Below are 11,865 nucleotides of genomic sequence, written 5' to 3'. Positions count from 1 at the left end.
CCGGGCATGCGGGTGGAGGCCGCGCCCTGCCCAGACGTCGGCTCTTTACTCGCTGGCCCCGGGGTCCTCGGCAAGAACAAGCAGGTCACCGTCGTCGGACGGTTCCGTGACCGTGTGTCCGAGCTGCGCCAGCAAGCCTGAGACCGCCGTCTGCACAATGGCCTTCATGCTGTCACCCGAGGCCCCGGACTGGTCCGAGGCCAGCGCAGAGAACCCGTCCGAAGCGGTCCACGTGATCAAGACCCCGGACGGGTCTTCCGTCACCCCAAGCCCCGGCTTGCCGTCGTCCGCATCACTGACCAGGTGAAATCCCGCCTGGCTCAGGGCATGCCGCACCCGCAACAGGAGTTCGGATAAGGCGGATGGCACAGGTCCCGCCTGCCCCGAACTGCGGCGATCACACCTCTTTCAGCGACGACGATGCGGAGCCTTCGTCACCGACTGGCATGGGGGAAGCGGATCCTTCCGGAGGTGATTGGCCGCTCGATTGCCCGTGACGGTGTGGGCTTGGGGGGTTCGGGTGCTGTGAGCGGGGTGCTGGATGAGACGGTGCACGCGCCACGTGAGGGTCCGTGCCGGTGAGCGGGCGTCGTCCAGTGGCCGTTGGTCGGCTGCCTGTTTCAGCAGCGGGGCGGGTTCGTGCCCGGCCGTTTCGGCGTCGGCGAGGGCGGTGATGAGTGCTGCCCAGGCGTGGTCGTCGAGGACCTGGTGGGCGTGCGTGGGTACGGCCTCGTAGACGAGGGCGGCGAGCCGTTCGACCGTGGGCGCGGGGGGTTTGCGGTGGGCGAGGGCGGCCAGCGGGACGGCGGCGGCTTGGTCGTAGGCGGCCTGGAGGTGGATGAGTGCTTGGCGGGCGGCGATGACCTGCTGGTCGTGCTGGCGGAGCTGGTGCCAGCGTCCGGCGGCGATCACCGCGAGGATGGCCACGTCGAGGAACATCGCCAGCAGGGCTCCATCGCGCGGTGCCGGCTGGCTGCGCATGGCGCGGATGGCGCCGCGCAGGGCGCGGGCGTGTTCGTGTTCGGCCCGGATGCGGGAGCGGGTGGCGCGTTCGAAAGCGGCGGCGGCCTCACGTAGGTGGGGCCGGATTTCCTTGGGGGCGAGGAGGGGCAGAGCGTCGAGGGCTTCGCCGAAGGCGGCGATGTGGGCTTGGGCGGCTGCGTCGTCGCCTTGGTCGAGGCAGTCGGGGATGTGCTCGGCGGCAGCGGTCGCCTGGTGCCACGGGTCGGGCCGGTGTTGCCTCGTCGTCTGGGCGGTCGGGTCGGTGGCGGTGAGGCGGTCGCGGATCTGGGGGAAGGACAGGTCGGGGGCGAGCTTGGAGCCGGAGTACCAGATGGGCTCGCCGGCGGCGTTGGTGTCTCCTTCGATGGCGATCTTGTATCCGCGGATGTCGCCGGAGGGGAAGCGCTGGATTTCGACCAGCACGCTGTCGGTGGCGGCGAGGATGCCGAGGAACTCCTCGGGGCTGGTGGCCACCGATACCGCGGTGCGGACGGTGAACCGCAGACGTTCGCGGGCGGTCATCGCGTGGCCGGCCCGCTGGGCTTTCTCCTTCTCGGCGCGGGTGGGTCGCTTGGCGGCGGTGCGGTCGCCGCGTACGACCTGCTGGAGGCCGTACTCCTTCTCGATGGCAGCGAGTTCCTTGTCGGCGGTCAGGTAGTCGTTCCAGTGGCGGGCGGGGCGGAGGTCGCCTCGGACCTTTGTGGCGGCGATATGGATGTGGTCGTCGGCATGCCGGACGGCAACCCACCGGCACCCGTCAGGATCCCCCTCGGGGGCGATGCCGGTGGCCGCCACAATGCGGCGGGCGATGTCGGCCCACTCGGAGTCGCTGAGGTGGCGGTCGGTCTCAGCGGCGCGGATGGAGCAGTGCCACACGTGCCGCTCGGGCGCACGGCCGAGCCGCCGGGCCTGCTTCACGTGCAGGTCGAGGTCCGCCACGAGGAGCTTCTTTGTGGCCGCAGGGTCGTCGGCGCGGCCGGGGTCGGGTGCGAAGCCGTCGAAGGAAGCGACCAGGTGCGGGTCGGTGTGCTCGTTGGCCCGGCCCGGGCCGTAGAGGTAGCGGATCAGGCCGGCCGTGTCCTTGCCACTGCTGATCTTCGCGATCATCAGCCCGCCTTACTGGCAACCGCCTGGTTGGCGGCAGCCGCGATGTGGCTGACGGCCGTGCCCACCGCGGCCAGGGTGCGTTCGGCCTGGGCCAGGATGGCGGTGTCCCCAGGGTGTGGATGGCCGCCAAAGTTCAGCTTCTTGGCGACCTGGTTGACGAGGTGGCCGATCTTGGCCACCTGCTGGCGCAGGCCAGTCAGCTCATCGATGTAGTCATCGAGCGGGGTGCGCTGGCCGGGCAGGGTGAGGTCACCGTGGACGTGGGCCATGACGACAGCGCCGACGTAGTGGGCACCGGCGATGTTCAGCGACCGGGCCTTGGCGAGGATCTCGGTCTTCTCGTCGACGCTGTAGCGCACGTCGACACGCTCTTTGCGCTGCTCGTCTCTGCGCTTACGGCGACGGGCGACGCGGTGCAGGGCGGCGGCGTCAGCGGCACGCGACAGCGACAGCGGCACGGCGGTGTCGATGAGCTTCTCCTGCTCGGGCACCCCCTGGTGCCCGACCGCCTCCGCCACCCCCGGGGCGGAGGACTCTGCGTTGGACCGGCCCTTGGACGGTCCAACGCCATACCTTGCTGCGCTGGTGGCGGTGGTGGTCATCTGCTGCTGATCGGTGCGGGGTTCGTCGTGCTGGTGGTGCATGTGTGCGTTCTCCATGGCGTGTTCTGGCGGGGTAGCTGGCTAGCGCTGGGCATCGATGTGAGCTCGGGGTTGGACCGTGGGCTGGTCGGGCAGCGATGGCAGGTGGCGGAGCCGGTCCGGAGGGCTTCCGGACCGGCTCCGCGACACGAGTCCCGAGCGCTGTCGTTCGTGGCTGTGTCCGGCGATCGGGTTGACCGGATCTGTGTGGTGGGCCCCAGGCCCGCCTCTGGGGCGGTCCAGGCCGGGGTGCCGGTCACTGCAGTTGGTCTGCAGTTTCGTCCGGCCCGTCGGCTTCGGTGCCGGTACCGCTTTGACCCGTAAGGGGCTGTGACCTGCGGATACTTCCGGTCAGCGGCTGTCGGCGGCTCCGGTCGTACCCGCTGGCTGCGGGCGCAGGGCGGCCATGACCTGGGTGAGCCGGTCTTGTCCGATGCTGTGTCCGGCGGCGCGGATGGTCTTGCGGACCGCCTCGCGAGTAGGGGTTTCGTCCGCTGTGAACAGCGGCCGTGCGATATCGACCAGCTCGTCGAGGTTGGTAGCCGGTCGGCCGACACGACGGGGACGTTTCGCTTCGCCGTTGTCATCGGGCGCTTCGAGCTCAGCCCGAACCTCGCCGTCGCCCTCGTCCGGCTCGTCTCGCACGGGCTGCGTCCGAGGCTCCTCGGCTGCTGGAGGCTCGGCCTCGGCTCGCTCTGTGCCTGGCATGGGGGCGCCGCCTCCAGGGGTGGGCTCGGCGACGAGTTGGTGGATCTGCCGCATCAGGACACCGAAGGCCAGCAGCGCGGCGGTCGGGGGAACCGCGGCGACCACGTAGTCGAGCAGCGGCACGGTGTCAGCTTGGCGCGTGCCGTAGACCCCGGCCACGTTGAGCGCGATGGATCCGACCGATCCGGTGGCCGTGAGAGCGATGGCCCATCCGTCGGTGACCCGGCGCAGGCCCGCGCGGAGCATCAATAGTTCGCCCGCGACGATGAACGCGTCCAAGGTCGCGGGCCAGGCCCACTGGCGGGCTGGGGATCTGCCCAGACCGTGCTGTCCTGCGACCTCGGCGAGGTGTGCGTAGGAGAGCCAGAATCCGCCGACGGTGAGGGCGACGATGACGGCTCCGGCAGCGGCAAGCGCGTACCGTTCGGCAGCGTCCTTGGTCATCACTTGCCGCCCTTCGCGGGGACGTGTTTCGTCACCGTCTGCACGATGGCTCGGTTGCGGTCTTGCTGCGGCGGGGGTGGGTTTCGCGGGGGTGACCATGGCGATGGTGAGGCTCCTGCGGTGTGTGCGAGGGGGTGTTGGCGTAGTCCGTCTTTGCCGTCTTGGCCGTTGCAAGCGCAGGTCAGGGCCGGTACGGCAACCCCGTCGGTTGCCGTCTTGACGGCGCGCTCTGACGTTTCCGCCTGATGCGGGCACCGGCACCAGGGCGTGCCTGGTGCCGGTGCCCGCCCTCATCTGCTGGGCCAGGGGCTGGGACGTTGCCGTTCCGTCTGCCGTCCCGGCTGGTCGGGCTGTGACCTGCGGCGATACGGCGGGGACGTCGAAGACGGCACAAGACGGATGCGGGCGGTGTCCTGACCGGCGGTCGTGCGTCGGTCTTGATCGCGTTGCCGTCTTGACCCCAGTTGCCGTCTTGCGCGCATGCTGGCTGACCTGCGCTTTTACGGCAGGGACGGCAAGGACGGCAACCAGGGGATGCGGGCTGGGCGGCGCTAGCTGGCCGTGTTGTCGGCGCCGACCGGGTGGACGGTCGGGCAGTAGCGCCGCCATGCGTCGAGGAACTTGTTGCGCGTGTAGCCCTTGCGCTGGGTTCCGTCGGCCAGGCGGACGTTGCTGGGCCGGATGTCGAACTCCCGAAGCATGCGGCCGAGCTCACGCGGGCTCAGGCCGCTTCGCCCCCACTCCGCCCAGGGACTCTCCGGGTCCAGGCGCAGCTGATGGAGCAGCTCCTCGGTGGGGAGACTGTCGGCCTCGCGCTGGGCGACGAAGACGCGGCGGATGTCGGCGAGGATCCGCGCTCCGCTGGGATGGTCCTCCTCCGCCGCCGCTTCGGCGGCAACCATCTGCGCGCAGGCGGCGCGGGCGCGCCGGGGCCAGGGGCCGGCGGCGAGGTCGGCGACGATCACCAGGGGCTCCCAGGTGTCGGCGGCTCGGTCCTCCACCGGCATCTCCGGTTCCAGGTCGGCCGCCTCGTCGAGCAGCGGCCGTGTCCATGCGGCGATCCGGTCGCGCAGGTCGTGCAGGGCCGGGGTGTCGCGGCGGGAGCGGAAGGGCTTGACGCTCTCGCCCTCCGCTCGGCGGCGCATGCGGATGACCACCGACCGGTCCATGATCGTGTCGGGCAGGTCGCCGATCCCGGCCAGGGCTGCCATGGCGAAGGTGGCGAACTTATGGGGCGTGTGGTCGTTGCCGACCACGCGGGTGACGTACCGGTTGCGCTGGTGACCGGCGTTGAGCAGGCCGCGCATCTCCTCATTCTTCTCCGCCATCTTCGGGGTGCCGAAGATGGTGTCGGCCTCGTCCACCAGCAGGGTGGGCGGCTCGTCGCTGATCGAGCGGAAGACCGCCGCCGGCGTGGTGTTGATGGTGAGCATCGGCTCGTGGACCGTCTCGGTCAGCACGTCCAGGAGCCGCGACTTGCCACACCGCTTCGCCGGTCCCACCACTGCCAGGCGCGGGGCGTGCTGCCACGCGGGCTGCAGGTGCGTCGCAGCCACCCACAGCGTGACCGCGTCCATCGCCTGCTCGGAGGGCAGGATCACGAACCGCGCTATCTGGGCACGCAGTTCATCCAGCAGCCCGGAGCCGTACGTCGGCTCTGGATCCGGCAGCACTTCCTCGGCGGGCTGATCCGCCGGGGCCAGCGCCTTGTCGTCGGCCGGTTCTGTGGCCTCGGGTAGGCGGCGGGGCTGGCCGGGTACGGCGGGCGTCGGCCATACCGCTTTGCCGGGTGCGGAATACGGCTCGGGTGTCGTAGGTTGCACAGGGCAGCTCCTCATCCGGTGACCTCGGGCAGGCACGCCCGGGTCACGCAGGTCGTTCGTTGGAATGCGGGCAGTGGAGTGTGCTGAGCCTCCGGCGTTGCACCGCCGGGGGCTCTTGCTTTGTTCGCGGGCACTGGGCCATCGCGAGGGAACACGGACAGTACGTCCACGCCTGGCAACAGTCCAGCGTTTCTGTGTCAGCTCCGCGCAGAATCGTCTGCTACGCGCACGAGCGGTCATGCGGCCAGGCCGAGCAGGTCCAACAGGTCGGCGGTCACCACCCGGTACGCCTTGCCCAGCCGCAGGACCTTGCACGGGTACTCGCCACGCTTGGCCAGCGCATAGCCCTTGCTCCGCCCCAAGCCCAGGGCTCGGTTGCCGGTGTCCAGGTCAACGGCGGCGGGAAGGGCGAGCAGTTCCTCCCGTGTCATGCCCTTCGACTGCTCGCCGGTCTCGCCCTTGCGCATCCAATGCTCCGTTCATGAATGAGCCCTCGGCGAACGCGTCATCACGTCCGGCTCCAGGCCCTCACTAACCAGCATCGCCAAGCTAATGTGTCTTTATGACACAACACGGTTTCGATGCTGGAGATGACGAGGACGACGTCCCGGAGTGGGCGGACCAGGTCTTGGCCACCGTGGCCGCCGAGGTCCGCAGAAGGAGGAAGGAGCTGCGCATGAGCGCCCAGGACCTGGCCGACAGGTGTGAGGAGATCGGCTATCCGATCCCGCGCAATGTGATCGCCAACATGGAATCCGGTCGCCGCTCGACGATTCCCCTGGTCGAGGTCATGGTCCTGGCCGAAGCCCTGCGCACCTACCCGATCTGCCTGCTCTACCCCGTCGGCTACGTCGAGCGCGTCCAGCGGCTTCCCCTCCGCGACTCCGAACCGACCTGGGAGGCCATGCGCTGGTTCACCGGCGACATGGAGGGCTTCGGCGTCGAGGACGAGATGCTCCGCGCCTTCCGCGCCCACGCCAGCCACGAACGAGCCGCCCTGGCCGCCCTGAAGGGCGAGAAGCACGAACGCTGGAAGGTCGCGACGGCGCCCAACCAGGCCGAACGCGAGGAAGCCGCCCACGCCCAGGCCGACTACGCCGAAAGGGCCGAGAGGGCCAAGTACCGGCTCCGCAGCGCCCGCGCCTTCATCCGCGACGGCGGCGGCACACCGCCGCTCCTGCCGCCCGAACTCGCTGACGTCGACCCACCCGACACCTACCCCAGCACCACCGAGGAGAACAGCCTTTGAAGGGCTCCACCCACCGCCGCTGCTACTGCCGCGACCCCAAGACCGGCAAACCGCTCGGCAAGTCCTGCCCCAAGCTCACCAGCCGCAAGCACGGCTCGTACTCCATACGCCAAGAGCTCCCACCCCGCGAAGACGGCACCCGCCGCTCCTTCAGCCGCGCCGGCTACGAGAGCCTCAAGTCCGCCCAAGCCGACCTCGACCACGTCCGCGCTCTGCTCGCGCTGGCAGATACCGACGACTCAGATGCCCAAGCGCGGATCGCGGAGCTCCTGGAGAAGGTCGCCGCCGACAAGACCCCGTTGCCGGACATCGAAGCAACGCGGCGCCGCCTGAAACAAGGGCTCGACCTCACCGGCCGGCTCACGGTTGGCGAGTGGCTCGACTACTGGCTCGCGGCGAAGAAGCGCCGTAAGACGACGCTCAACGGGTACGCCTCGCACATCCGGGTCCACCTGAAGCCGCGGGTCGGGCACGTCCGTCTCGACCGGCTCAACGTCGGTCACCTGGTCGCGATGTTCGACGCCATCGCTGACCAGAACGAGGTCATAGCGGCCGAGAATCAGGCCCGACGTGAGCAGATCGCGCGGTGCAAGCCGAGCAAGCCCGGACGGCCGGTCGCCGCCGAGCGGGAGCGCCTCGCGATCGAGCGGGCCAAGCTGGCCGAGATGAAGCCGTTCCGGAAGCTCACCGGACCGGCTACCCGGCAGGCCATCCGCCGTACCCTGCGCGCCGCTTTGAACTCCGCCATCGCGCAGCAGCTCGTCACCTTCAACCCGGCCGCCCATGTCGAACTGGAGTCGGGCAAGCGGCCCAAGCCGCTCCTCTGGACCGAGGAGCGGGTCCGGCGCTGGCGCGAGACCGGCGTCATACCGGGTCCGGTCATGGTGTGGACTCCACAGCAGTTCGGTGTCTTCCTCGACGCGGCCGAGGGCGACCGTCTGTACGCGGTCTTCCACCTGATGGGCACCCGTGGCCTGCGCCGTGGCGAGGCGGTCGGTCAGGACTGGCACGAGGTCGACCTCGACGCTGGCCTGATCACGCCCGCCAAGGAGATTGTGGTCGATGGGTGGGATCCGTACGAGTCCGACCCGAAGACGGACGGCAGTGCGAACACGATCGCGCTCGACAGCCTCAACGTGGCGGTTCTGAGAGAGCATCGGGTCCGTCAGATGAAGGAACGCGACCAGTGGGGCGCGGCGTGGAGCGACACGGGGAAAGTCTTCACCAAGGAGGACGGCTCCTGGCTGCACCCCGAGACGGTCTCCGAAGCGTTCCGGCGCATCCTGGCGAGCACTGGCCTGCCGCCCATCACCCTGCGGGACCTGCGGCATGTCGCCGCGACGCTCACGCACGGCGGAGGTGGCGACCTTCACACGATCAAGGAGACGCTGCGGCACTCCACGATCACGCTGACCTCGGACACGTACACGAGCCTGCTGCCCGAAGTCGACAAGGCGGCGGCTGAAGCGGCGGCTGCGTTGGTGCCGCGTGCTCGTTCATCGTCGGCTGAACCGGCGGCTGCCGCCCCGTCCGCTCACGCATCGCGCACGCAAAAGGCGTCCTGACGCGCTTGTGCCCCGGCCAGTGATAGTGGCCGGGGCACAAACTTGCTGGTCAGAGCCCTAGCAGGGCTCACAACCCGGTAGGCCGTGTGGGACTCGAACCCACAACCAACGGATTAAAAGTCCGCTGCTCTGCCAATTGAGCTAACGGCCCTCGGTGAGGCACCCCCGAGCATAGCCCCAAGAGAGCCGACTGCCGATCGGGTATCGGCTGCCAGGCCTGTCGCGCGGTCGGCTCGCAGGGTCTGAACGGGCCGTACGGCACACGCGGGAACGTGTGCCGTACGGGCCCATGGGTGAGGACTCAGAAAAGGCCCTTGTAGCCCTGCCAGCCCGTCCCGATCTTGACCGTGGAGCCGAACGACCCGGCGCCGTTGCCGTTGTTGCGCAGCAGGTCACCGGCGGCGTTGCGGGAGATCAGGTCCGCCTTGCCGTCCTTGTTCAGGTCGCCGACACCGACGAACGCGTTGCGGCCGGTGGCCCAGTTGTTGCCGAACACCAGGGTGCGCGGCTTGAGCGTGCCCGTCGCCGTGCCGTTGAACCGCCACATCGAGTTGGCACCGTCCACCGCGAGCAGGTCGCCGATGCCGTCACCATTGAGGTCACCGGCGCCGAACACCGCGCGGTACGCCTTCCAGTTGGTGGCGATCCGGCCCCGCGACTTCAGCTTGCCGGCGCCGTCGTCCGCGTACAGGTAGAGGTCGCCCGTGGTCGCCTGACGGGCCACCAGGTCCGCACGGCCGTCACCCGTCATGTCCCCGGGCGAGGTGAGGACATTGAACTGCGCCCACGTCGTGCCCAGCGAGGTGTACGGAGTCGTCGGCGTCAGCGCCTTGCCGCAGCCGGGCCGGTACGCGCGCAGCGCGCCGTTCGTCATCCGGACCAGCACGTCGTTGCAGCCGTCACCGCTCAGGTCCCCGAAGGGGACCGCGACCGCGGACGTCGACCAGCCGCTGCCGGTCGTCGCGCCCGCCAGAGTGCCCGTCCCGCTGCCGTGCCGGAAGGCGAGGGAGCCGGAGCCGCTCAGCGACACCAGGTCGCCGACCGTGTCGGGGCCGGAGGGGCCCGCGTGGTCACGGCGTACGGCGGCGGCGCCGGTCAAGGTCACCGTGCCGGACGCCGCCAGGCTGCCGCCCTGGCCGCTCACCGGCTCGGCGGTCAGCGTCCACGCGTACGAGCCACTGGTCACCAGCCGGCCGGACGCGTCCCTGGCGTCCCAGACGGGGGCGACCAGGCCCCGAGTCTGCCCACCACTCAGCGTGCGCACCACGGTGCCGGTCGCCGTGCTCTTGAGGGTCAGCTTCCACGACGCGCTCCCGGTGGACGGCCACCAGCGCGGCCGCCAGGGCGCGGCGCCGCCCTTCACCGCCTGTGTCGGGGGCACGTCGGAGTCGACGGCCGTGAGCGCCGACGGCGCCACCCCGCTGCCGACGAGGTGGACGGCGTTCTTGGTGTCCGCCCAGGCGACGGTGCCGGTGGCCGGGTCGACCGCCCACGGCTGGTAGGACACGCGATCGTCGGTGAGGGTGTGCACTGTGCCACCGTCGCTCAGGTCCTTCAGCTTCAGGGAGGTGCCGACCGGGTAGACGACGAACCCGTCACCCAGCTGCGCGCCGGCCCGGTACCCGATACCCAGCGGGGTGATCGTGTTCGTCTGGAAGTCGAACAGCCCCTGGTCGTCGCGCGATCCCGCGCAGCTCCAGAGCAGCCAGCGGCCGATCGCCTCGGCCCCGCTGAGCCCGCACCGGGGGATGTACGCCGACTGCGTCCGAGCGCCGGTCCTGATGTCGTACCCGACCGCCCAGTCGCCGTCGTCGGTCCACAGGGTGGTGCCCGACAGGGACACCCCGTACACCGGCAGCGTCCTCGCCACCTTGCCGGTGTCGAGGTCGATGATCCGCGTGCCGCCCGAGCCGTCCGTCGCACTCGCCCAAACCGCGGCCCAGCGACCCCAGCTGCCGATGAAGCCCGCGTAGCCGGCCCCCGTATCCACCTTGGTTCCCGGAAGCTGAGCCCCTTCGGCCAGCCGGTGCGGCGGCACGACGGGTTCGCCCCAGATGCGCATGGTGCCGCCGTACGCGATGCGCCCGTCCCCGGTCTCCACGACCTTCGGGCAGTAGCTCTGGAAGCAGGCCTCGGGCTGGATGGACATCCAGCCGCGGTTCTTCCGCTCGCCGTGGTAGGCGGGCACGCCGCCGGACTGCTCGGTGGTACGCGTGTGGACACCGGCCAGTCCCGCCGCCGCGTCGGCCTCCACGCTCGTCAGCCGCCCCTGCCGGAACGACATCTGGTGGATCGTGTTCGGTACGGCCTTCACCTGGACCGGCGTCTCATGGGACACCGTGGCCCGCCCCGCCGCGTCGGCCCGGAGCGACTGGACGCCCCACTCGGTCATGCTCGGCCCGCCGTGCACCAGCAGGCCGCCGTCGGGGGTGTGCGACGCCCGGCCGCTCGACCTGGCCAGCAGGGTGCGGACGGCACTCCCGTCCAGCGGATGGGCCTCGACCCGCCACACCGGCAGGTCCTCGTCGACCACTCCGAGCGCCGGATCGTGCCGGGCCACGACGAGCTCCCCGCCCACCATGCCCAGCAGCCGCGCGTCGCTCTCGGGGAGCGGCCGCACGCGCTCCGGCGTGGAGAGGTTGCCGCGCGAGTAGACCGACACCTGGCCGTCCGACCAGATCAGCAGCCGGTCCCGGGTCAGGGCGAAACGCTTCGTCGCCAGCGGCTCGTCGCTCCGAATCGGTACGACGCGGCCCTGGGTCACGTCCATCCACACGTTCCCGGCGCCGGGCAGCGCCATCACCAGTCCGTCGGCGTCCCCCACCCCCGGCAGGACGGCGTAGGAATGAACCCCCGTGGGCACGCCCTCGACGAGCCGGTCACGCACCTGCCCCGTCTCCATGTCGAGCACGTGGAAGCGCATGCCCCCGTCGAGCAAGTCGTAGGTGAGCACGTTCCGGCCGAACGCCCCCACATAGGAGTGGCCGGTCGGCACCGGCACGGTCAGGGTCTCTCCCGCGACCATGTCCCGCAGTTCGACGCGCTGCGGCGACTCCAGGTACCGGGCGACGACGTCCGAGCCCGTTCCACGCTGGAAGTTGCCCCCGTCGTAGTCCTGGACGGTGTCGAGCTGGACGTCGGTGGCGGCCGCCCCATAGGCCCGCCAGAAGGTGCCGCGCCGGGCTTCATGGCGCAGATAGCCGTGAGGCCCGGTGTTGAGGAGCTCGCTGCGCACGGGCAGGGCGCTCGTCGTTGCGGGGATCACCACTTCTGTCGTGGGTGCCGCCTGGGCTGTGGACACCGCCGGACCGGTGGCTGTCGCCGCC

The 11,865-nt window shown here is 70.3% G+C and carries 9 protein-coding genes and 1 tRNA gene; 2 read left to right on the top strand and 8 right to left on the bottom strand.

The genetic code is table 11. The features are described from left to right. Window positions 1-45 precede the first annotated feature (45 nt). The 6 genes from BKD26_RS34295 to BKD26_RS34270 all read right to left on the bottom strand — a co-directional run bounded on the left by BKD26_RS34295 (window position 46) and on the right by BKD26_RS34270 (window position 6,192). On the bottom strand, window positions 46-369 hold the full coding sequence (locus tag BKD26_RS34295) for a hypothetical protein (protein WP_084906347.1): 324 nt from the start codon (window positions 367-369) through the stop codon (window positions 46-48). 39 nt (window positions 370-408) lie between these two features. After that, window positions 409-2,109, bottom strand: coding sequence for a mobilization protein (locus BKD26_RS34290; protein WP_084906345.1), 1,701 nt, complete (start codon window positions 2,107-2,109; stop codon window positions 409-411). Then, window positions 2,109-2,753 (bottom strand): plasmid mobilization relaxosome protein MobC, encoded by a 645-nt coding sequence (locus BKD26_RS34285; RefSeq protein WP_241518979.1) that lies wholly within the window; start codon window positions 2,751-2,753, stop codon window positions 2,109-2,111. The genes BKD26_RS34290 and BKD26_RS34285 overlap by 1 nt, the downstream gene beginning before the upstream one ends. Window positions 2,754-3,101: 348 nt before the next feature. Further along, a complete protein-coding gene (locus tag BKD26_RS34280; protein WP_084906343.1) occupies window positions 3,102-3,902 on the bottom strand; it encodes a DUF2637 domain-containing protein in 801 nt (266 codons plus the stop codon). 551 nt (window positions 3,903-4,453) lie between these two features. Then, entirely contained in the window at window positions 4,454-5,725 is a 1,272-nt protein-coding gene (locus BKD26_RS34275; protein WP_084906341.1) for a DUF3631 domain-containing protein, read from the bottom strand. Between the two features lie 236 nt (window positions 5,726-5,961). Beyond that, entirely contained in the window at window positions 5,962-6,192 is a 231-nt protein-coding gene (locus BKD26_RS34270) for a hypothetical protein (RefSeq protein WP_084906339.1), read from the bottom strand. A 95-nt stretch (window positions 6,193-6,287) separates the two neighbouring features. Between BKD26_RS34270 and BKD26_RS34265 the strand changes: the two genes are divergently transcribed. Both BKD26_RS34265 and BKD26_RS34260 read left to right on the top strand, forming a co-directional pair. Next, on the top strand, window positions 6,288-6,974 hold the full coding sequence (locus tag BKD26_RS34265; protein ID WP_084906337.1) for a helix-turn-helix transcriptional regulator: 687 nt from the start codon (window positions 6,288-6,290) through the stop codon (window positions 6,972-6,974). Then, complete coding sequence (locus BKD26_RS34260) at window positions 6,971-8,539, top strand: site-specific integrase (RefSeq protein WP_084906335.1); 1,569 nt, start codon at window positions 6,971-6,973, stop codon at window positions 8,537-8,539. The genes BKD26_RS34265 and BKD26_RS34260 overlap by 4 nt, the downstream gene beginning before the upstream one ends. 78 nt (window positions 8,540-8,617) lie before the next feature. Here the strand turns inward: BKD26_RS34260 and BKD26_RS34255 are convergent. Continuing rightward, window positions 8,618-8,690: transfer RNA gene (locus BKD26_RS34255), tRNA-Lys, on the bottom strand. Between the two features lie 150 nt (window positions 8,691-8,840). Next, entirely contained in the window at window positions 8,841-11,807 is a 2,967-nt protein-coding gene (locus BKD26_RS34250; protein WP_143662744.1) for an FG-GAP-like repeat-containing protein, read from the bottom strand. Window positions 11,808-11,865 lie beyond the last annotated feature (58 nt).

The sequence above is a fragment of the Streptomyces sp. CB03238 genome (assembly GCF_002099185.1).
Classification (GTDB): Bacteria; Actinomycetota; Actinomycetes; order Streptomycetales; family Streptomycetaceae; genus Streptomyces.
Note: the sequence above shows the minus strand (reverse complement) of the source record. Positions and strands in the feature narration are given on the sequence as shown.